This window comes from Halobacterium rubrum, from assembly GCF_021729015.1.
Classification (GTDB): domain Archaea; phylum Halobacteriota; class Halobacteria; order Halobacteriales; family Halobacteriaceae; genus Halobacterium; species Halobacterium rubrum.
This window is the reverse complement of the sequence record NZ_JAJQQZ010000002.1, coordinates 665,919-685,861: the sequence shown is the minus strand read 5'-3', so window position 1 is coordinate 685,861 and position 19,943 is coordinate 665,919. Positions and strand designations below refer to the sequence as shown.

Here is a 19,943-nt window from a genome sequence, read left to right as displayed (position 1 = left end):
GTTATACCCCCGACCCCACTACAGGAACGCGAGGGCGCGTAGCTCAGCGGACAGAGCACTTGGTTCCGGACCAAGATGTCAGGGGTTCAAATCCCTTCGCGCCCGTCCTCTCTGCGGTGGATTTTCGCAAGACAGCTCCGGGGTAAAGTGGCGAACGATGGGGTGTCGTCCTTTCGTTCGTAGTGCACTACCGATGCCCCGGCGGAATCGTCTGCAGCGATTCACTGTGGCGTTGCTGTCCTTTCTCCCTTCGCCTTTTAGTAGGCCACCGCAATCGCTTAGATCCTTGCTATCGGTGCGTGGCCGGTCGGTGTCAGTACTGCTCGTCTCGCTCCAATACCGATGAGAGATAGTCGTAGGAGGGTGCCCGAGTTCCATCTGGCCGAATCAAATAGAACCCTCGTACGTCGTTGTTCTCCTCCACGGTTCCCTCGACTGTCTTCTCGTTGCAGTAGAGCTGCCAGAAAATCGCCCACCGAACTCCCCAATCGAGGCTGTTCTCAAGTACGGGCCGAATGATTTGCATCGCCCGCTCGTCTCCCCTTTGCTGGAAAGGAGACCCGAACTCGCCCAGGTAGACGTTCGATTGCCGCTCGGTGAGCGAACCAGCAACGTATCCGTCGGCTTCAGGGGCATTTGAATCGATGTACTCCAACGTCTCCGTCACGATCGTCTCGGCTTCATCGAACTGCTCCTCGCCGTTGTGGCCGGGAGCCCAACCGTGCCCGGCCAGTTGATCACCAAGCTCCCACGCCGAGTAAGAGACCAAATCAACGTCGGTCTCGGGCACAACCTCGTTGATTACCCGCGGTGTCCCGGAATTCTTCGCGTCGAGGACGTAGTTCACCTCGGCCGCGTGTAACACGGTCACGTCGCTGTCGATCTGGTTCCGCGCGCGCTCGACGCCAGTCTGGCGTGCGGTCAACCACCGCCGGAATCTGTCCGCCGCGTCGGACGAAAGCGGTTGGTCTCGGTCCTTTTGAACGAGATTGTCTCCTTCCCAGTTCTGGAGGACGAACGTCTTCTCGGTGCCGTCGTACGTTTCTAAGAGGTGGCGGGTCAGGGCTTCGAACCGGTTTTCGAGTTCCGTCAGATCTGCCTCAGTCAATCCGTCTCGGAACGAAACCCATGGCCCATCGTGGTAGGAGTGCGCGAGCAGGACGTACGTGGAGAAGTCCCGTTCGAAGACCTCTCGGACGTAGGGTGTCTTCGCCACCTCGACCATCGACTGGTATTCGGATTGCCAGTCGCTGTTATACGGATACTTCGCGCCCATCCGCTTGAACCAGATTTTGATGACGTCTGTACCGACTTCTTTGAGACGCTTCGCACCCGCATTGAGATAGTCGTCCTCGGAGAAGTGGTACTGCCCGTTTACGTGGGTAACACCAACTACGTCAGCAGGCGGGAGTGTGTCCGGTGGGGTGCGTGGTTCCCACGCTGGTCCGGACTCGGTTGTCGTGGTTGTCTCAGTATCCGTTGTCTCTGTCGTCCTCGTTGTCGTCGTACGTTCCGTGCTCGAAGAGGTGGCTTCCGGGCTTGAACTGTCGGATGATGTATTGCAGCCAGCGACACCCGCAGTGAGTCCCGTCGTCAAGAGGGTGGTGAGGTAGGTTCGGCGTGGAACCTCGTCGTCCATTGGCTACCGTGTCACCACGCAGGTGTCAAGAAAGTATGGCTCCGAGCGTGGGCGGAGTCTGCTGTGGTGTCTCTCAGCGGCGGGTTCTGAACCCGATTCTGAGACGCCTGAAATCCGCCATTTCACGCCTGAAAGGACGATTCGTTCGATGGTCGAATGAACGCCCTTCGCGCCCGTAGCCAATTTTTGGTGGTCTAATCGCCTTACGGAGGCGGGGTTGATGTTGGAGTAAACGCAGTGTACGTCCTTTCGTTCGGTATCGTGGTTGTGGCGTCTGGGTACCTCGGTCATCACTACGCTCCCGCCGTCCTGAACGAAACGACTACCTCGGTGGCCCTTCGACCTCGGAGCGAATGGGTGATTCGCTGTGGTACCCGTCGGTCGAGGACGTCCTCGCCATCCACGAGGACATCGTGGCGGAGTACCCCGACACGCCGTCCGGCGTCAGGGACCGGGGTGACGTAGAGTTCGCACTGGCGTACATCGAGGGGGGCCACTTCGGTGCCGCGCCGGAATCGATTCACAAGAAGGCGTATCACTTGCTGCGGCTGCTCGTCGTCAACCATCCGTTCGTGGACGCGAACAAACGGTCTGCACTGAACACGGTCGCCGTATTCTACTTCCTGAACGGCTACCGGTTCGCGTACGACGAAGAGATTCGGACGATTCTGAAACAGTTCGGCACCGACGAACGAGCAGTCGATGAATCAGACGTTGTCGAGTACCTCCGTACGCACACCGAGGAGCTGGACTTGGCAGGTGAAATCGAGCGGTGGCGCGAGGACCTCCTCCAGTACGGAATCGAGCAGTTGACGGGCGACTCGGGCGACCAGAAGGATTAACGATATTCAGTCTGCTAGTGGTGGTATGGCGACCGAAGAGGGAGTCGAGTCCGACTCGCCGCTCGACGCGGTGATGGAAGACCTCCGCCACGAACTGGTACGGCGTGTAGCCGCTGCCGACCGGGAGGCGAACCGCGATGTCTACGACGCACTCGAAGACGAGTAGTCCGCGGACCTGGTCGTCGTTTCTCGCCGTCTCCTCTCCAGGACGTACTGACCGGTACATCCCTTCTCAGATGCTGGTCTGAACTGTCCGACATCGGCCGTCTCACGCCCGAAAGAACGATTCGCTCGCTGCTCGAACGAACGCCTTTCGCGCCCGCTTTCTCACTTCGCGACTTCCGGCTGCGGGCAGTCGCTGTACAGTGACGTCTCCGGTGGTGGGCGGCTGTGGGAGTGTACCCGCCGGGGGGCAGAGGATGCGCCGTCAGGAGTCGCGCCACTTGTGGCCGCACTCGACGCAGGTGAACAGCCGGACCTCGTAGGAGCCGCCCGGCTTCGGCAGCATCTCGTAGTCGGCCCGGTCGCTGTCGCAGTCCTCGGCCGGACAGGGCTCCTGCATCGTCTCGGTGGCGTCCTGGGTCGCGTCGGCGACGGCGGGTGCCCCGTCGTCCTGCTGTCCGTCCTGGGTCGTCATCGCCGCTTCTGCCTGCGAGTCCCGTGGTTCCTCGTTCTCACAGGAGCGACACACCCACGTGTCGCCCTCCGTGTGCATCGTCGAACCACACCCGTCACAGAACTTCATGTACCGTGGGGATACGCGGCCGCCGGAGGTACGTATTAATTTCGACCCGTCGTGGATTTCGGGCGACTGCTCAGCGGTGCGCGCTTCCGGGTTGACGGGGGTCGACTGCTCGCTTTCGACGAGGCCTACTGGGAGCCGAAGACGTCGAGGGCGTCCTTCTCGAGGCCGGACTTCGAGAACAGGGAGACGACGTCGCCGGTCTGGATGAGCGTCTCGCCTTTCGGCGTCAACACGTCGCCCTCCCGCTCGATGCCGACCACGAGCATCTCGTCGGCGAGCAGGCCGCCCTCGACGGCGTCCTCGATGGTCAGCCCGGCAACGTCGGCCCCCTCGGAGACGGTGAACTCGACGACTTCCGCGCCGCCGGCCAGACTCATGAAGTCGGTGAGGGACGGGCCGACGGGGGCGTCTTCCGGCCCGAAGGGGCTGTACGGCTGGTGGTACTCGTCCTCGACGACGCTCTCGTCCTCGATGTCGAGGCCGATGTCGGACAGTTCACCGGCGATGCGGCTGATGTCGTCCGTGTTCGACCCGACTGCCGTCACCGCCAGGTTGGTCTTGCCCGTCATCAGTTCGCGGACGGAGACGACGCCCGAGACCTCGAGGGCGGACTGCGCGAGCCGGTCCCGTTCGGGGATCGGCGCGGTGCAGCTGAACTGGTAGGTGACGTGGCCCTCGATGGATTTGTAGTTGATGTCCGCGAGGTAGCCGCGCAGGACGCCCTCGGCTTCGAGCTGGTGGATGCGGTTCCGGATCGTCGCCGCCGTCACGTCCATCTCCTCGGCGACGTCCGCGGCGGTCGTGTTCCGGGCGTCTCGCGCCAGGTGGTAGAGGACGCGCTTGTCGATCTCGTCGACCCGGTGGTCCATACTGGCGGTACGGTCAGGGCGCATATTTACCCCCCGATTGGCGAGTGGGCGAACCGGTGGTCGGTCGCGTGGTCGAACGTCTCGTCACACCCGCCAGTTATTCTGGGGCGCAAAAATACGACTGGTTCTACTTCGCCAGCGAAAATATGGTGCCAACATTTATTTTGCAGCGATAATATAGCAGCGTCGTAGCCAGCAGCCGGCTCACGAGAACGGCAGTCGCCGCCCAGCCTCGCCGGTCGACGCGACCGGTGGCGGCTGGCGCAGGGGGCGCCGCGACCACCCAGCCATGACAGGACCCGACACCGACCCAGCCGACGACGTGCCCGCACAGGTCCGTGCTGCGCTCGAGGACTGCAGCGACCGGGAGCTCCGGGCCGTCGTCGGGTACGTCCGGCACCGCCTCGAAGCGAAGCCGTCCCTGACGGACGCCATCGAGGCGCGGGAGGGCGAGGAACTCGTCCGCACCGAGGACCACGACGGGTACACCATCGTGGTCGTCGAGCGCCCGGACGAGACCGGCGCCGAGCGCGGGCCGTTCGCGTACCGGGTGCAGTGGGAGCCCGACGTGGCCGGCGAATCGGCGGGCAAGTACCGGTGGCACTACCTCGGAACGGTCCAGGGCGGTGGCGGTGACTGAACGGCCGAGTGGACCCCGCCCTCCGGAGCCTCCTCCTCTGAGCGAGGAATCGTGAGCCCCCATCTCGACCGAACAGCCCAGTAGACACCGAACTGCGACGCGACGCTACCACATCGAACGACCACTCCAGACGACACATGTACATCATCATTGTCGGCGCGGGCGACATCGGGACGCCGCTGATCGAGATCGCGACCAGATCCGGGAACGAGGTCGTGGTCGTCGAGCGGGACGCACAGAAGGCCGACGAGATCGCCAGCGAACACGACTGTCTGGTGCTCAACGCCGACGCGACGACCAAGGAGACGCTGCGGGACGCCGGCGCCGAGCGCGCCGACGCCATCATCTCGACGACCGACCAGGACGCGACGAACGTGATGGTCTGCCTGCTCGCCAAGGAGTTCGAGATTCCGGCAATCACGTCGGTCGTCCACAGCGCAGAGCACATGAACCTCTTCCGGCAGATCGGCGTGAACACCATCGAGAACCCCCAGCAGCTCATCGCTGGCTACCTCTACCGGGCGGTCGCCCGGCCGGCCATCGTCGACTACATGCGCATCGGCGACGAGGCTGAGGTGTTCGAAATCACCGTCACGGAGGGCGCACCCATCGCCGGGAAGACGCTCACCGAAGCCGGCGAGGCGGACATCCTCTCCGACGACGTTCTGATCGTCGCCATCGAGCGCGACAGCGAGGAGAAGCCGCTGACGCCACGCGGCGACACGCGAATCCAGGTCGGCGACCTCCTGACTGTCTACTCGGCGAACGGCGCCGACCCCGAACTCACGGACATCTTCGGTCACTACGAGGACCGCTCCGCGTAATCGACGACGCACCACTCTCACTACGCTATGTCTCACGCACTCCCCGGTCGCTCCGACACCGTGACCGCCGCCGGTTGCCATCGAGCACGGACAGGTAGCCCGAACACCCGGGACGCTCCGTCCCCGCTTTCGAACGACGACGCATGATGCGAGTAGACACACGGACTGTCGGACGCGACGTCGGTCGCATCGTGCAGGCCGTCTCGCTGATGATGGCCGTCTCCGTCGTCGTGGCGGCTGCGAACGGGGAGTTCTACGCTATCCCGGCGTTCCTCGCCTCGGCGGCGGTGGTGGCGGGCGTCGGCACCGCGCTGGCGCGGCGGTACCGGGACGCCGACCCACCGGCCAAACGCGACGCGATGGTGACGGCGGCGACCGCGTGGATGCTGGTCGGCGTGCTCGGCGGACTGCCGTTCCTGCTGATCGCGTGGACGATTCAGGTCGACCCGTTTCCGGTGTGGGCGAACACGCCCCCGATGGACTCGACGACGGTGATCTTCCTCCACCCCCTCGATGCAGTCTTCGAGAGCATGAGCGGGTTCACGGGGACCGGGCTGACGATGGCCGCCGTCGAGGAGCAACTGCCGCGGTCGCTGCACTGGTGGCGGTCGCTCATCGAGTGGGTGGGCGGCGTCGGCGTCATCGTGCTCACGGTCGCGATTCTCCGGCGGGGCGGCGGGAGCAGCGGCTCGTACACGCTCTACGAGAGCGAGGCGCGCTCGGAGAAGATCCACCCGAGCATCGTGACGACCGTCCGGGAGATCTGGAAGATCTTCGTCGGACTCACCGTCGGCTCCATCCTCCTCTACCTGCTTGCGGGGATGCCGCTGTGGGACGCCATCAACCACGCGATGACGGGCATCGCGACCGGCGGGTTCTCCGTGCATTCGGAGTCCATCGGGTACTACGACAGCCCGCTCATCGAGTACGCCACCGTCCCCATCATGGTCGCTGGCAGCATCGCGTTCCCCGTCCACTACCTCATCTTCCGGGGGGAGCTGCGGAACTTCTACGCCGACCTCCAGACGCGGTGGGTGTTCATCTGGTTCGGCGCCGGCTCGCTGGCGCTGACGGGCATCCTGTACGCGAACGGCCAGTACGCGACCTTCGAGGAGACGTTCCGGCTGAGCCTCTTCCAGTTCGTCTCCGCGACCTCGAACACGGGGTTCGGGACGGCGACCATCGGCGGCGGCACCGAGCAAGTGTGGAGCGCCGGCGCGACCCTGCTGACGTGTCTGGGGATGCTCACCGGCGGCGCCGCCGGGTCGACGACCAGCGGGCTGAAGCTGATCCGGGTCGCCACGCTCGTCCGCGGGACGGTCTGGCAGATCCGGGACGTCTTCCGGCCGGACACGGCTATCCGGTACATGCAACTCGGCGAGCGGAAGCTCGACGAGGAGCAGGCCCAGCGCGAGTACACCGAGGCGACGGTCGTGTTCGTTCTCTGGGTGGCGTTTCTCGCCATCGGCGTCGCAGTGCTGTTGCGCGTTCTCTCGCCCGGCTACCCGCTGGAGTACGTCATCTTCGACGTGATGAGCGCGCAGAGCAACGTCGGGCTGGACTCCGGCATCACCGGCCCGGGGATGCCCGACACCGCGAAGGCGATGCTCATCGTCAACATGTGGGTCGGGCGCCTGGAGATCATCCCCGTCGCGGTGCTGCTCGGGGCTGCCTTCCGGCGACTGGACCTCTACCGGTAGCGGCCGCGACCCGGGACGGTCGCGCCGTGGCCCCGCCGCCCCTCAGTTCGTGGCGGAGACGCTTCATCGACCGAGGTACCACGTGACCAGTTGACAAGATTTATCCTCGGACCGTGCGCACATTACCCAAGACGATGGCGGGAACGTCGCCGCGCGACCGGAGCCAGCCCGGTGCCGTCCCCGACAACTGGAGGGGTGGCTGACCGTGGCGACCACCGGCCGCTTCGAGATGATCGTCGGGCTGTCCGGCGACCGGTCGGGGCTGGCGCTCCGTGACAACATCCACAACCGCCGGGTGGTCGTGCACACGCCCCGGCCCGTGACCCCGGAGCGCGTCGACGACGCGCCGTTCCTGTTCCCCGTGGAGGAGGCCGCCAGCGTCCGGACGTCGGCGCTGACGGTCGCGGGGCTGGCGGCGGCGTTCGTCCGCGACCCGCTGTCCGGCGACATCGAGACGGCGCTGACGGGCACCGGCGAGACCACGGTGACGCACGAGGACCCCCGGCTGCTGGAGTTGCAGACGTCCGTGCGCACGTACCTCCGGATTCCCGCTCACACGACGACGTCCATCGAAGCGACGCCCAGCGACGTCACCATCTCGTTCGACGACAGGCCCCGCGAGGTCACCGTCGGCGTCCGCAGCCAGCACTCGCGGCCCATCGGGGAGGTGACGACGACGACCGACCCCGAGGACGTGATGGCGGCGGTGGCAGCGTTCGGCGCGGCGCTCCAGACGCGGTCGCCCGAGCGGTCGTGGCCGACGCTCCGCGGCCACCCGCCCCGGCTCACGGTCGGCGACGACCTGTCGATTCCCGACCGGCTGGCGCGCCCCGACGTGGACGTCACGGTCGGCGTCCCCCGGGAGCTGGGCGCCGTCTACGCCGTGGCACCGCTGGCGTTCTACCTCGGCGCGCGCGTCGAGCCGGCGTCGACGCCGCACGTCGCGGCGGGCGGCAGCCGGGTCGCGTCGTTCTCCCGGGAGCACCTCGGTCGGGAGGCTGGCGAGTTCCTCAGGCACGCGTTCACGCTGGACTGCGTCGTCCGGTCGGCGGGGCTCTACGACGTCGAGGTGGCGGCCTGCCGGCGGCTCGGGGAGGCACTCGACCGGGTGCCGGCGGACTGGCGGCGGCTCTACGAGGCCTCGCCGGTCGAGCGGCTGCGCGCGTACGCCGACCTCCCCCGGGAGCCCGTGCTCGACGCGGCGCCGCGGTGGCGCCACGAGGTGTTCGTCGAGGACAGCCCCCAGCCCATCGAGCACCTGTCGTTCCTCGCGGACGACCTCGCCGTGGTTCGGGAGCTGCCGGACGACCAGCCGGACCCGGCGCCCGTGCTCTCGCAGTCCGTCGACCAGTTCCTCCGGGACGTCGCCGACGACCGCGAGCGCGAGCGCGGCGGCGGGCTGGCCGTCGACGAGTTCGTCGGCGTTCCGGAGACCGACGCCGGCGAGACGTCGTACGCGGGCAGTGGCGTGCCGGTCGGCGGCGCGAAACTGCTCCGGGAGGCGTACGGGGCGCGGTTCGACCAGTCGCCGGCCGAGGACATCTCGGTGCAGGTGGTCTGCAACGAGGACGACATGTGGGCGGAGTACAGCGAGTTCCCCCTCTACGGGAACCGGGACGCCCTCGAGTTCGACGTCTCCGTCACGCGCAACGCCACCCGCGAGGAACTGGCGGCCGTGCTGGCGTCCGCGGGGTCGGCGGACTTCTTCCACTACATCGGGCACGTCCGGGACGGCACGCGGTTCGTGTGTGCGGACGGCGAACTCGCGTTCGACGAGGTGGCGTCGACGGTGACGCCGCCGCGGGTGTTCCTCCTGAACGGCTGTTCGTCCTACGAGCTCGGGCGGGCGTTCGTGGAGGCGGGCTCGCAGGCCGGCATCATCACCCTGCGCCCCATCGGGAACGACTCGGCGATGCTCATCGGGCAGAGCGTCGCCCGCCTCGTCAACCAGGGGTTCTCGCCGCGGTCGGCCCTGGAGGTCGTCCAGCAGTACGGCCGCGCCGACGACAAGTACCTCGTGCTCGGGGACGGCGGCCACGAGGTCGCGCAGAGCGAGAGCGGCGTCCCGGTCGTCGCGCACCTGGCGTCGCTGCCGGCTGGCGCGGACGACGCCGCCTACGAGTTCGCACTGGAGACGTTCCCGCCGGCCAACGACGGACTCGGCGTCGTCTACACGCCGAACATCGAGACGGTGCCGTCCGTACTCGGCGGCGGATTCACTGTGACAGAACGCGTGACTGCGGACGAAGCCGCGTCGTTCGTCGACCTGGACTACCGGATGCCGGTCGTCCTCGACGAGTCGCTCACGTGGTCGACGCTGACTGACCTGTGACCCGGACTACGGTCCGGTGATGACCGTACCGTTGCCGGCGACGTTGCGACTGGACTGGGGCTGTGTCGACTGCGTCTGGGAGTAGGTACCGTGCGACATTACAGCTTCACCCACGCCCCCCGGTTCCTTCTATTTTTCTAAAGGTTATTGGCAGAACTATCGGTAGAACGTTCGTATATTACTGCTCTGGGCTCTGGGGCGCCCGTCGCTGCACCGTCTCCGCACTGTCTCGCATCGCGCGCTCGCTGGAGGCTGGCTGCGGGTCTACCGGAGCGACTGTCACGACGCCGGGGCCGTCGACGGTGACCACGTGCCCCTCGTGCGTCCAGGTGACTCGCACACTCTCGTCGCCCTGCTTGCCGACGAGCGCGTTGAGCGCGTCGGGCTCGACAGTCGTGTGTATCGGTTCCAGGTCGACGGCGTCGACGCCCAGCACCGACGCAAGCGACGACACGACCGCCATACACGGCGACGTATCGCCGGAATCGTACTCGAAACGGTGAGTGCCGGTGTCGGGGTCGACGCCCGCCGCCTCGACCTCGTACCCGGCTGTGGTGGAGACCATCAGTACCTGGGGTAGTGTCCTCGCGCGATTGAGTGCGCGCACTGACTATACAGGAGGTTCAAGTACCGTCCCGTAGCTGGCGCCGGCTACCCGTGGACGAGTGTCGCCGCAATCAGCTGTCGGTGGCCGCGCCGCAGCCGCGAGGACAGCGACTGCTGTGTGATGCCCAGTTCGTCGGCGACTTCCGAGAGCGACGTGGTGCGCGGCGAATCGAAGAACCCGTGCTCGTAGGCCGCGAGCAGCGCCTCCCGCTGCGGTTCCGTGAGCTCGTAACTCTCGTCCTGTACCGGCAGCAGCGCGTGGACGGCGGTGATCTCGATGGGGACGTCGTTCGTCTGGCAGTACGTGCGGAACTCGCCGACGTCCTCGCGGCTGTCGCCACGCACCTCGAACGCCCAGCCGTCGCTGGTCCCGACGCCGGAGAGCACCACGAGGCCCGTCTCGGCGAGCGCGCTCAGGACGCCGGCGTACTCGCGGTCCCACTCCGCGCGCAGCAGGTACTCGTCGTCGACGCTGTCGACGAGCCGGACGCCCGTCAGGCCCGCGTGGGACTGGAAGGCCGCCTCGACGTCGTCGACGTCCACGTCCCGCGCCCAGAAGTAGGGGATGACGCGGTTCTCCTGGGGGACGAGGCGCTCCAGTTCGACGGTGACGTCGGGGAGCGTCTCGAAGACAGTCCCCAGCGGGAACTCGGCCGCCGGGGTCCTGAACTCCACGACAGTCGCCATACCGACCGTTCGGTTCCGGCGCCGATAACGGTGCGGGGTGGTGTGTGAGGCCGCCCGCGGCCTCGAGCACCGTTTCGCCGTCCGCGACCGAGTACTAGCTATTTTACGGAGCACTCCCGAACCCGAACACGAGTATGGCCCTCCCGCTCTCCGAGCTGTTCTTCGCGGTCGGGGCCGCCTGCGGCGTGGCGCTGTGCGGGCTCGGCGCGTACGCCTACCGCCACTGGAGCGTCCCGGGGACCGCGGCGTTCTCGGCGGTCGCCATCCTCCTCGGCGCCGCAGCCCTCGCGGGGAGCGCCCTGGCGGCGGTGCAGGGCGGCACCGTCCCCGCCGACTCGATTCCGCCGTGGTCGGACTTCGCGCTGCTCGTGTGGGGCGCCGCAATGGTGCCGTGGTTCGTGTTTGCCCTCCAGTACACGGGCCGCCGCATCGACGTCGGCCGGTGGACGGTCGTCGCGCTCGCCGCCCCGCTTGCCGGCGTCTACGCCATCATCTGGATGCGAGCCAGCGGCGTGCTGACCCGGAGCGCCCTGACGCAGGTCGTCGGCACCGTCTCGATTCTGTACCTGTTCGCGCTCGTCATCGTCGGCTGCTACCTCGTCCTGCGCACGACGGCCGACTACGGCCACCTGTCCCTGTTACAGGGCGTCACGCTCTCCGTCGGCGCCGTCGGCCCGCTGGTCGCGCTGAACTCCCTGAGCACGCTCGGCGGCGCCGTCGACGACGTCGTCGTCCACGGCATCTTCGCGCTCGCGTTCTCGATGCCGGCTGTCGGCTTCTCGCTGGCCGTCTTCCGGTACCGGCTGTTCGACTCGCCGCCCGCCAGCGGCGCCCTCGGCGAGCGCGCCATCCCCAGAGAGACCGACGACCTCGTGTTCGTCGTCGACCGCGACGACCGCATCGTCAAGCTCAACGAGACGGCCGTCGACACCTTCGGCGTGTCCGCGACCGCACCGCTCGGCCGGCCGTTCGCGGCGCTCACCGACTTCGACGTGGCAGAGCTCGCGGACGCCGACACCGTCGACCTGGAGACGGTCGCGGGCCGCCGCCAGTTCGACCCGCAGGTGACCGCGTTCACGGACCAGCACGGCCGCCGGCTCGGCTCGCTGCTCAGCCTGCGGGACGTCACCGAGCGCGAACTCCGCAAGCAGCGCCTCGAAGTCCTGAACCGCGTGCTCCGGCACAACCTCCGGAACCGCGTGGACGTCATCAAGAGCAACGCCGCGGCGCTCGCGGACGGCGCCGACCGCTCGCGCGCCGAACCGATTCAGGCGTCCGCGGACCAGCTCGCGGCGCTCAGCTCCAAGGCGCGGGCGACCGACCAGTTGCTCGCGCGCGACGCCCAGCCCTCGCAGGGCGACCTCGCTGCGACGCTCCGCGAACTCGTGCCGCGCGACCCGGCCGGCGTCGACGTGACGGTCGACGCTCCGGAGTCGGCGCCGCTGTCCACCGACTGGGCGGCGCTCCGGAGCGCGCTCGGCAGCGCCATCGAGAACGCCGTCGAGCACGCCGCGTCCGCCGTGGTGGTCACGGTCGTCGAACAGCCGTCGAGCTACGAGGTCCGGGTCGCCGACGACGGCCCCGGCATCCCCGACGTCGACCTCGCGGCCCTCGAGGCGGAGACCGAGACGCCGCTGACGCACGGCGTCGGCCTCGGCCTCTGGCAGCTGAAGTGGGGGGTCAAGCAGCTCAACGGCGACCTCTCGTTCGACACCGGCGACGACCACGACGGCACGACCGTCCGCATCACCGTCCCGCGCCAGTCTACGTGACGCTCGGGAGTCAGCACGGCTGCACGCACCGGCCCGGGGCGCTGTTTCACGCTCGGCAGCGACGAGCAACACTAAACGTGGCGGGGGGCGACGGCTCACCTGATGGTCGCGCGACCGACGCCGCACGCACGCCCGCGAGCCCACCGGTCGACGGCGACCAGAGTTATTTCACTCCAGTTGCAACCCCCGGACGGAGCGACGAGTGACGCCCGACCCACGGGGCGACCGGCCGCGCCGCGAGCGGCCGACAGAGGCGACGAGACCGACGATTCAGACCACAGCGCAAGTCGATGACAGGTGACTCCACCGCGGCGATTCCGCTCGCAGCCCACCCGGACCCCGTCCTCGCGTACGAGGTCCGGGACGGCGACCCAGTCGTCACTGCCACGAACCCGGCGTTCGACGACGCCGTGGCCGTCGACGCCGAGGGCCGGCCGGTCGGCGCGGTCTTCGACGCGTTCGACACCGTCGAGACGACGGGCTGCGAGCCGCCAGCGGTCCACGTCGCGCGCATCGACAGCGACGCCGGCATCTACCTCGACGGCGGCGCCGGCGCGCGCAGCTACTTCGTCCGAATCGTCGACGCCGACGGCGGTGACGGCACAGCGGCGGGTGGCTTCCTCGTGTTCGGCGACGTCACCGGCCTGCTCGCGATGGTCGACACCGTCGGCGTCGGCGAGGTCGCCAGCGTCCTCAGCCACGACCTCCGGAACCCTCTGGACGTCGCGAAAGCCCACCTCCGGGCCGCCGAGGAGACCGGCGCCGACGAGCACTTCGCCGCGGTCGCGGACGCCCACGACCGCATGAATCAGATCATCCGGGACGTTCTCACGCTCGCGCGCGGCGAGGCCGTCGTCGACCCGACCGACGGCGTCGCCATTCAGACCGCCGTCGAGGACGCCTGGCAGTCCGTCGAGACCGCCGACGCCGAGCTCCGCGTCGCCGACGACCTCCCCACGACGACCGCCGACCCCGACCGCCTCCGCCGCCTGCTGGAGAACCTCTTCCGGAACGCTGTCGAACATGGTTCGACGGACAATCGGACTGCTCCGCAGTCCGATGACGCCGTGGAACACGGCTCCACGAGCCCTGACTCGCAGGCTCGTCAGGACGCCGTCGAACACGGTTCGACGGACGCGGATGGCGCTGGAGTCACAGTGACCGTCGGCGCGCTCGGTGACGGCGACGACGGCTTCTACGTCGCCGACGACGGCCCAGGCATCCCGCCGGGCGAGCGCGACGCCGTCTTCGACCCCGGCTACACGGTCGAGGGCGGCGGCACCGGCCTCGGACTCTCGATCGTGCAGCGCGTCGCGTCCGCCCACGACTGGTCGCTGGCGCTCACCGACAGCGACGACGGCGGCGCCAGATTCGAGATTCGCCTCCAGTAGGCGGCCGGCAGTGGCGGCCGTGGCGGTGCTGGCGGTAGCTGCTGTGACAGGGGACCGACAGAGCAATGTCGCTGGCCGTTGCGTGGTCGCCACATGGACGACCGCCTCCGGGACGCCCCGTTCGGCGTGCTCGAGGTGACCCGGGACGGCGTGGTCGCGGCCGTCGACGACACTGCAACCGACCTGGTCGACGGACTCGCGGACGCGGCCGGAGCGCCAGTTGGCGACGTGTTCCCGCGGTCGGTCGAGGACTCGGTGCCCAGCGCGTTCGCCGGCGAGACGGTCGACGCGGGCTCGTTCGAGGAGTACTACCCCGACCTCGACCAGTGGCTCGCAGTCACGGTAACGACCCGGGACGCCGACAGCGACGACACAGACCCCGGTACCGAATCGTGTGAAGCGCCGCCCGCCGCGACCGTGTTCCTCGAGGACGTGACGGAGCGACGGCGGTACGAACAGACTGTCGAGCGCTTCCGCACCGAGCGCGCGCGCACCGCCGTCATCGACGCACTGCTCTCGGACGTGCTCGCCGAGCTCGTCGGCGCCGACTCCCGAGACGAGATCGCCGAGACCATCTGCTCGCGGCTCGGCGAGACGGAGCTCTACGAGTTCGCGTGGGTCGGCGAGAGAGCCGTCGACGGCGACGGCGTCGCCGTTCGGGCTGCCGCCGGCGGGACCGGGGAGACCTTCGACGCCGTCAGGGAGACGCTAGAGAGTAGCCGGCCGACCGCCGAGGAACGCGCCGTGCAGACGGGCGACCTCCAGGTGGTGGCGCCGCTGGCCGAAGATCCCGCCGCGCCCGAACCGGTTCGCCGTGCGGGGTTCGCCGACGGCGTGCAGTCGCTGCTCGCGATACCGCTCGCCCACGGGTCGACGGTCCACGGCGTCGTCGGCGTGTACGCGGCCGGCAGCGACGCGTTCGGCGAACGGGAGCGCGCCAGCTTCCGCACGCTCGGCGAGGTCGCCGGGTTCGCGGTCACCGCGGTGCGGAACCGGAGTCTCCTGCGCTCGGACGCCGTCACCGAGGTCACGTTCGAAGTCGACCGGCCCGCCGCACTGGCCGACCTCAGCGCCGCGCTGGACGCCCGCGTCGCCCTCGAGGGCACCGTCCCGCAGGGCGACGACGCCCTCCTCTGCTACGTCTCGGTGGACGACGGCGACGTCGACCGGCTCGCCGCCGCCACTGCTGACGGTGGTGAAACCGACGCGAGCAGCAGCGCCACCCTCGACGTGCCGGGCGTCGACGCCGCTCGCGTCGTCCACGCCGGCGAGTCCGGCGGCACGCTGGAACTCGAAGTCCGCAGCGACAGCCCGCTGCTGGCCGCCGAGAACGCCGGCGGGACCGTGCAGCGCGCCGAGTTCGCGTCCGGCAGCGGCCGGGTCGTCGTCGACCTCCCGCCGGACGGCGACGTGCGGCGGATGGTTGCAGCGGTCTGCCGCGAGTTCGCGGCCGACGTGCAGGCCAAACGCGACCGGGAGCGCTCGCCGTCCCGGGGCCGCGAGTTCCGGGACGAACTCGGCGACGAACTCACCGACCGCCAGCAGACGGTGCTGCGGACCGCCTACCTCGCCGGCTACTTCGAATCGCCCCGCGACAGCACCGCAGAGGAAGTCGCGTCGTCGCTGGACATCACGGGGTCGACGCTGCTGCACCACCTCCGCGCCAGCCAGCGGAAGCTCCTCGACGCGTTCTTCGACGGCGACGTCCGCCCCGGGAACGCCGAGTGACGCCGCCCGGGTGCGGCCCGATTAGAGTTCCTCGCGGCAGATGTCGTCGAAGGAGTCGACGACGGTCGGGTCGTCGAGTAGACGCTTCGCGCGCGCCTCGAGGGTGGCGGCGCGCTCGCTGAGCGCCTCGTAGCCGTCGTGGCTGGCCCGCGCTGACTCGGCGGTCCCGGACTCGAGGACGGCGCGCTTCGATTCGGCGCTGAAGTACTCGCCGAGCATCTCGTAGGCGAGCACCCGGCGCTGCTGGTCGACGGCCGCTCGGACGTCCTCGCGGTCGACGGGCTTGCAGAGGTAGTCGTCGAACGGCATCTCGATGACGTCGAACTGTGGGTCGACGGCCGTCACCATGACGACCCGCCCGGGGAAGTCGCGGTCGTCGAGCTCCCGGAGCACCTCGTCGCCGGAGAGTCCCGGCATGTGGCGGTCGAGCAACACGACGTCGAACGTCTCGTCCTCGACGGCCGCGAGCGCCGCCTCCCCACCGTAGGCTGTCTCGGTCTCACAGAACCCCCGGAGGCGGAGCGCGTACGCGTCCGCCACCTCCTTCTCGTCGTCGACGACGAGCACCCTGAGGCCCGTGCTCGATTCGTCGGCAGCCATGCTGTCCACGTACAGTCCAGAATTCGGGCGTCGACCCACATAACTGGTACCGTTCGCCGCGAACCGGCAGTCTGCATAGCTAGACCCGCGTCGCGATGCGGGTCTGCATAGCTAGCTGGAAGGTCCACGGCGGCGGAGCCACTCTCCAGTAGTATGTCGACGCACGCCGACCCTGTCCGCGACTACCCACCCCACGCCGAATCGGCCGACCCCGACCCCAGCCCCGAGGAGCTCCTCGAGCTGTTCGGCGACCAGTACACCCGCCGCGTGTTCGAGGCCGTCTCCGAGGCGCCCCGCGGCGGCCGCGAGATTGCCGACGTCACCGGCATCTCCCGGGCCACCGTCTACCGCCGGCTGAACGACCTCGAGGACGCCGGGCTCGTCGCCACCGAACTCGTCATCGCCGACGACGGCAACCACCACGAGCGCTACGAGGCCGCCGCCCAGTCCCTCTCCGTCGGCCTCGACGGCGGCAGCATCGACGTCGCCGTCCAGTTCGCCGACTGACGCACCTGCCCCCGCTGTTCGGCCCTCCACCGCCCGAAACAGAAGCCTGAAGTGCAGCCGTCGACTGCATTCGGGTGCGGGCTCGTAGATCAGGGGTAGATCGCTTCCTTCGCAAGGAAGAGGCCCTGGGTTCAAATCCCAGCGAGTCCATACTTCTCGAGAACCGACGCGACGAGCGACCAGCGTGTCGCTCGTCCGTCGTTGCGAGTGCGGCGCGGCGAGTCGGGATTTGAAGCCCTGGAAGTCGCAACCGCAAGCGAAGCGAGCGGTCCGTCTTCCTCCGGGTTCAAATCCCAGCGAGTCCACTCTACTACTCGACCGCGAAGCGACGCGTGTGTCGCTTCGCGTCGATTCTCGTGGTGGCGAGTCGGGATTTGAAGCCCCGCGAGACGAGCGCAGCGAGTCTCGGAACGGGTTCAAATCCCGCCAGACCGGAGGTCTGGCGACCCTCGCGAACGCACAGCGTTCGCTCAGTCATTCCCTCGCAGGCTCCCCGTTCGCTGTGCTCACGGCTGCGCCGTTCGCACATTTCGAGGCGCGCGGCGCCTCGCAGCGCTCACGGTGATCCCAGCGAGTCCACTCTACTACTCGACCGCGAAGCGACGCGTGTGTCACTCGGCAGGGGTGCTCGAGCGGTCAGCCGACACGTTGATACGGAATACTGTCTAGCTGTGTCACAATGGCACGCGCTGCGGCGGTGCTCGCAGTGCTCGCGCTGGTGGTGACAGCGGGCTGTCTGACGACGCAGCCGGCGGCGCCGGAGCCCGTGGAGAACCCCTCCGTGGACTTGCCGTACGACGACCGGACGGTCGGTGAGCCGCCGTCGGAGGTGTACGACAACCCGTGGCGGACCGAGGAGATCGTGGTGACCGTCGACCACCGAGGGGGTGGCGACCGGAACGTGGTGTCGGAGGTGATGCGGACGGTGCAGTACTGGGAGAGCGAGACCGAGAGCGACGCCGACGCGGCCTACGAGCCCGACTACCGGGTGGTGAGCGAGCACGAGGAGCCGGACCTCCGGGTGGCGGTGGTGCGCACCGTCGAGGGGTGTGGCGTGCACGAGGACGACGTGGCGCTGGGGTGTGCGCCGGTGCTGACCGAGGAGTCCCGCGTTGACGGGACGGTGACGGTGCAGATCCGGGGTGGACACGCGCCGAACACGACCGAGGCCGTGCTGAAACACGAGTTCGGGCACACGCTCGGGTACCGGCACGGCGACGAGCCGGCGGCGGTGATGTCGACGAATCTGTCGGCGCGAGCGCCGGCGGACGTCGTGGACGCGCGCAACCGGACGTACCCGTGGGCGTCGGAGACGCTGTCGGTGGCACCCAGCAGCGACGCCGCGCTCCGTGACGGCCAGCGGGACCGGCTGGCTGCCGCCGTGTCGTTCCTGGCGGACGGCGCCGACGGCACGATACAGCGGCCGCCGTCAGTGACGGTCACCGAGGACGCCGCAGCCGCCGACGTGGTGGTGTCGTTCCGGAAGGACGCGGCCTGTGAGGGTGTCGACACCGGCGAGCCGTCGTCGTCCTGCGTCGACTGGCAGGGCCCCGACGTCGACGACGACGGGGCGCCGGAGTACTACACGGACGCCCACGTGGTCCTCGGGGAGGCCGCCCACGAGCGGCCGGGCTGGCACGTGGGCTACTGGCTCGGGCAGACGCTGTGGACCGACCGCGTGCCGGCGCCGTTCTACGGCTGGGATCACCCGCCTGCGACGGAGTGGTAGCGGGCGGCAGTCACCCGAGAAGAATGTACAGCGGGCCGTTCAGACCTCGGCGTCTTCGACGATTTCGACGCCGCGGTTGTTGACGGCGTCCGGGTCGAGGCCGACCTCCTCGAGGAAGTTCCGGTACTCGCGTTCGGCGGTCTCGCCGGCCTGCTGTTTGTCGCTGGCGCGGTCGCAGAGCGCGACGAGGTTCTCGGGGACGTCGTTCTGGTAGACGATCCAGTGGTTGACGAGGTCGCTCATCCGCCGGATGGGGCTGGTGAAGTGGCCGTAGATCTCGAAGTTGAGCGCGTGGTGGCCGCCGAAGGGGTCGTTCATGTACCGGGCGCGCGGCATCACCTTCATCACAGCCCACTGGATCTTCCCGAGCTGGCGCTCGGGCGCCTGTTCGAGGGTGGCGTTGACGGCCTTCCGGGGGTCGTCCCAGGCGTCGCCGGGGATGGAGACGCCGTTGAGCTCCTGGATCTCCTGGAGGGCGTCGTCCCACTCCTCGGGCGACGGCTGCGGGTGGACGCGGTAGACGGCTTCGACGCCCCGGCTCCACATGAGTTCGTGCGTGACAGCCTTGTTGGCCTTCAGCATCGACTCCTCGATGATGGTGTGGGCGCGGTCCCGGCGGGGGTTGAGGACGAGGCTGCCCTCCTCCTTGCGCTGTTCGTGCATCTGGTCGGCGAGCTCGAACACCATCGAGAGTTCGTCGTGGAGTTCGGCCGTCTCGTCGTCCAGCCGCTGTTCGGCCTCCTTGTACGTGAGGCGTTCGTCGCTGTGGATGACGGACTTGTAGATCTCGATGTTCTGGTAGGAGAGGTCGTCCTTGTCGAGGTGCATCTCGACGGTGTGTGCGAGCCGGTCCTCGCCGGGCACCAGCGAGCACACCGTCTCCGCGAGCACGGGCGGCAGCATGTGCATCGTGTACCCGGGGAGGTAGACGGTGTTCGCGCGCTGGATCGCCTCCTCCCACATCTTCGAGTCGGGGTGGACGTAGTGCGTGACGTCGGCGATGTGGACCCAGAGGACGTACTCGTCGTCGCGTTCCAGCACCGAGATGGCGTCGTCGAAGTCCTGGGCGTCGACGGGGTCGACGGTCCACGTCGGCAGCGGCCGCATGTCCGCCCGGTCGTCGACCTCCTCGGCGATCTCTTTCTGGACGTCCTCCGTCCGCGCCTCGGCCTCCTCGACGACCTCCGGCGGGAACTCGTCGTGGAGGTCGAACTTCTCGAAGAGGTCGTCGCGTTTGTTCTCGAGCTGGCGGGCGAGCTCCGGCGGAATCTCGACGGGACCCTGGTCCTCGATGGAGCCCTGGGCCGGCTCGGCGTCGTCGGCTTCAGTCAT

At 68.3% G+C, this 19,943-nt stretch carries 18 protein-coding genes and 2 tRNA genes; 13 read left to right on the top strand and 7 right to left on the bottom strand.

What is annotated here, in order from left to right:
• The first annotated feature begins 32 nt into the window (after positions 1-32).
• Positions 33-105, top strand: a tRNA-Arg gene (locus tag LT971_RS11045).
• Between the two features lie 208 nt (positions 106-313).
• On the opposite strand, the gene LT971_RS11040 is transcribed toward LT971_RS11045, so the two are convergent.
• Positions 314-1,639 carry a hypothetical protein gene (locus LT971_RS11040; protein WP_237006978.1) on the bottom strand — a complete coding sequence of 442 codons (1,326 nt, stop codon included), beginning with the start codon at positions 1,637-1,639 and terminating at the stop codon, positions 314-316.
• A 353-nt stretch (positions 1,640-1,992) separates the two neighbouring features.
• Between LT971_RS11040 and LT971_RS11035 the strand changes: the two genes are divergently transcribed.
• Both LT971_RS11035 and LT971_RS11030 read left to right on the top strand, forming a co-directional pair.
• Entirely contained in the window at positions 1,993-2,481 is a 489-nt protein-coding gene (locus LT971_RS11035) for a type II toxin-antitoxin system death-on-curing family toxin (protein ID WP_237006977.1), read from the top strand.
• A gap of 25 nt (positions 2,482-2,506) precedes the next feature.
• The gene (locus tag LT971_RS11030; RefSeq protein ID WP_237006976.1) at positions 2,507-2,647 is read left to right on the top strand and encodes a hypothetical protein; all 141 of its coding nucleotides are present in this window, start codon (positions 2,507-2,509) and stop codon (positions 2,645-2,647) included.
• Positions 2,648-2,908: 261 nt separating this feature from the next.
• Here the strand turns inward: LT971_RS11030 and LT971_RS11025 are convergent, their stop codons facing one another.
• On the bottom strand, positions 2,909-3,226 hold the full coding sequence (locus LT971_RS11025) for an RPA12/RPB9/RPC11 RNA polymerase family protein (protein ID WP_237006975.1): 318 nt from the start codon (positions 3,224-3,226) through the stop codon (positions 2,909-2,911).
• A gap of 125 nt (positions 3,227-3,351) precedes the next feature.
• The gene (locus tag LT971_RS11020; protein WP_237006974.1) at positions 3,352-4,095 is read right to left on the bottom strand and encodes an Lrp/AsnC family transcriptional regulator; all 744 of its coding nucleotides are present in this window, start codon (positions 4,093-4,095) and stop codon (positions 3,352-3,354) included.
• Between the two features lie 289 nt (positions 4,096-4,384).
• Between LT971_RS11020 and LT971_RS11015 the strand changes: the two genes are divergently transcribed.
• The 4 genes from LT971_RS11015 (at position 4,385) to LT971_RS11000 (ending at position 9,591) form a co-directional block, all read left to right on the top strand.
• Positions 4,385-4,735, top strand: coding sequence for a hypothetical protein (locus LT971_RS11015; protein WP_237006973.1), 351 nt, complete (start codon positions 4,385-4,387; stop codon positions 4,733-4,735).
• Positions 4,736-4,872: 137 nt separating this feature from the next.
• Positions 4,873-5,559 carry a potassium channel family protein gene (locus LT971_RS11010; RefSeq protein ID WP_237006972.1) on the top strand — a complete coding sequence of 229 codons (687 nt, stop codon included), beginning with the start codon at positions 4,873-4,875 and terminating at the stop codon, positions 5,557-5,559.
• A gap of 146 nt (positions 5,560-5,705) precedes the next feature.
• Positions 5,706-7,259, top strand: a complete 1,554-nt coding sequence (locus LT971_RS11005; protein ID WP_237006971.1) for a TrkH family potassium uptake protein — start codon at positions 5,706-5,708, stop codon at positions 7,257-7,259.
• Positions 7,260-7,464: 205 nt separating this feature from the next.
• Positions 7,465-9,591 carry a hypothetical protein gene (locus tag LT971_RS11000; RefSeq protein WP_237006970.1) on the top strand — a complete coding sequence of 709 codons (2,127 nt, stop codon included), beginning with the start codon at positions 7,465-7,467 and terminating at the stop codon, positions 9,589-9,591.
• Positions 9,592-9,769: 178 nt separating this feature from the next.
• On the opposite strand, the gene LT971_RS10995 is transcribed toward LT971_RS11000, so the two are convergent.
• Together LT971_RS10995 and LT971_RS10990 are read right to left on the bottom strand one after the other, a co-directional pair.
• Positions 9,770-10,156, bottom strand: coding sequence for a HalOD1 output domain-containing protein (locus LT971_RS10995; protein ID WP_237006969.1), 387 nt, complete (start codon positions 10,154-10,156; stop codon positions 9,770-9,772).
• 86 nt (positions 10,157-10,242) lie between these two features.
• Positions 10,243-10,884 carry a helix-turn-helix domain-containing protein gene (locus LT971_RS10990; protein WP_237006968.1) on the bottom strand — a complete coding sequence of 214 codons (642 nt, stop codon included), beginning with the start codon at positions 10,882-10,884 and terminating at the stop codon, positions 10,243-10,245.
• Between the two features lie 134 nt (positions 10,885-11,018).
• On the opposite strand from LT971_RS10990, the gene LT971_RS10985 reads away from it, so the two are divergent.
• From LT971_RS10985 to LT971_RS10975, 3 genes are all read left to right on the top strand, one after another.
• Positions 11,019-12,656, top strand: a complete 1,638-nt coding sequence (locus LT971_RS10985) for a sensor histidine kinase (RefSeq protein WP_237006967.1) — start codon at positions 11,019-11,021, stop codon at positions 12,654-12,656.
• 290 nt (positions 12,657-12,946) lie between these two features.
• Complete coding sequence (locus LT971_RS10980; protein ID WP_237006966.1) at positions 12,947-14,047, top strand: sensor histidine kinase; 1,101 nt, start codon at positions 12,947-12,949, stop codon at positions 14,045-14,047.
• A 93-nt stretch (positions 14,048-14,140) separates the two neighbouring features.
• Positions 14,141-15,775 carry a bacterio-opsin activator domain-containing protein gene (locus tag LT971_RS10975; protein WP_237006965.1) on the top strand — a complete coding sequence of 545 codons (1,635 nt, stop codon included), beginning with the start codon at positions 14,141-14,143 and terminating at the stop codon, positions 15,773-15,775.
• A gap of 21 nt (positions 15,776-15,796) precedes the next feature.
• On the opposite strand, the gene LT971_RS10970 is transcribed toward LT971_RS10975, so the two are convergent.
• On the bottom strand, positions 15,797-16,375 hold the full coding sequence (locus tag LT971_RS10970) for a response regulator (RefSeq protein ID WP_237007043.1): 579 nt from the start codon (positions 16,373-16,375) through the stop codon (positions 15,797-15,799).
• Between the two features lie 153 nt (positions 16,376-16,528).
• Here LT971_RS10970 and LT971_RS10965 point away from each other — a divergent pair, with 153 nt between their 5' ends.
• From LT971_RS10965 to LT971_RS10955, 3 genes are all read left to right on the top strand, one after another.
• Positions 16,529-16,882 carry an ArsR/SmtB family transcription factor gene (locus LT971_RS10965; RefSeq protein ID WP_237006964.1) on the top strand — a complete coding sequence of 118 codons (354 nt, stop codon included), beginning with the start codon at positions 16,529-16,531 and terminating at the stop codon, positions 16,880-16,882.
• Between the two features lie 78 nt (positions 16,883-16,960).
• Positions 16,961-17,032: transfer RNA gene (locus LT971_RS10960), tRNA-Ala, on the top strand.
• A 529-nt stretch (positions 17,033-17,561) separates the two neighbouring features.
• Entirely contained in the window at positions 17,562-18,611 is a 1,050-nt protein-coding gene (locus LT971_RS10955; RefSeq protein WP_237006963.1) for a zinc-dependent metalloprotease, read from the top strand.
• Between the two features lie 39 nt (positions 18,612-18,650).
• On the opposite strand, the gene LT971_RS10950 is transcribed toward LT971_RS10955, so the two are convergent.
• Positions 18,651-19,943 (bottom strand): RNB domain-containing ribonuclease, encoded by a 1,293-nt coding sequence (locus LT971_RS10950; RefSeq protein ID WP_237006962.1) that lies wholly within the window; start codon positions 19,941-19,943, stop codon positions 18,651-18,653.

Bases quoted from the DNA above. Each gene is read 5' to 3' on its own strand.
- LT971_RS11025 (WP_237006975.1), bottom strand. From the start codon at position 3,226: ATGAAGTTCTGTGACGGGTGTGGTTCGACGATGCACACGGAGGGCGAC.
- LT971_RS11040 (WP_237006978.1), bottom strand. From the start codon at position 1,639: ATGGACGACGAGGTTCCACGCCGAACCTACCTCACCACCCTCTTGACG.
- LT971_RS10995 (WP_237006969.1), bottom strand. From the start codon at position 10,156: ATGGTCTCCACCACAGCCGGGTACGAGGTCGAGGCGGCGGGCGTCGAC.
- LT971_RS10975 (WP_237006965.1), top strand. From the start codon at position 14,141: ATGGACGACCGCCTCCGGGACGCCCCGTTCGGCGTGCTCGAGGTGACC.
- LT971_RS10950 (WP_237006962.1), bottom strand. From the start codon at position 19,943: ATGACTGAAGCCGACGACGCCGAGCCGGCCCAGGGCTCCATCGAGGAC.
- LT971_RS10985 (WP_237006967.1), top strand. From the start codon at position 11,019: ATGGCCCTCCCGCTCTCCGAGCTGTTCTTCGCGGTCGGGGCCGCCTGC.
- LT971_RS11035 (WP_237006977.1), top strand. From the start codon at position 1,993: ATGGGTGATTCGCTGTGGTACCCGTCGGTCGAGGACGTCCTCGCCATC.
- LT971_RS10955 (WP_237006963.1), top strand. From the start codon at position 17,562: ATGGCACGCGCTGCGGCGGTGCTCGCAGTGCTCGCGCTGGTGGTGACA.
- LT971_RS11020 (WP_237006974.1), bottom strand. From the start codon at position 4,095: ATGGACCACCGGGTCGACGAGATCGACAAGCGCGTCCTCTACCACCTG.
- LT971_RS11010 (WP_237006972.1), top strand. From the start codon at position 4,873: ATGTACATCATCATTGTCGGCGCGGGCGACATCGGGACGCCGCTGATC.
- LT971_RS10970 (WP_237007043.1), bottom strand. From the start codon at position 16,375: ATGGCTGCCGACGAATCGAGCACGGGCCTCAGGGTGCTCGTCGTCGAC.
- LT971_RS10990 (WP_237006968.1), bottom strand. From the start codon at position 10,884: ATGGCGACTGTCGTGGAGTTCAGGACCCCGGCGGCCGAGTTCCCGCTG.
- LT971_RS11015 (WP_237006973.1), top strand. From the start codon at position 4,385: ATGACAGGACCCGACACCGACCCAGCCGACGACGTGCCCGCACAGGTC.
- LT971_RS11005 (WP_237006971.1), top strand. From the start codon at position 5,706: ATGCGAGTAGACACACGGACTGTCGGACGCGACGTCGGTCGCATCGTG.
- LT971_RS10980 (WP_237006966.1), top strand. From the start codon at position 12,947: ATGACAGGTGACTCCACCGCGGCGATTCCGCTCGCAGCCCACCCGGAC.
- LT971_RS10965 (WP_237006964.1), top strand. From the start codon at position 16,529: ATGTCGACGCACGCCGACCCTGTCCGCGACTACCCACCCCACGCCGAA.
- LT971_RS11030 (WP_237006976.1), top strand. From the start codon at position 2,507: ATGGCGACCGAAGAGGGAGTCGAGTCCGACTCGCCGCTCGACGCGGTG.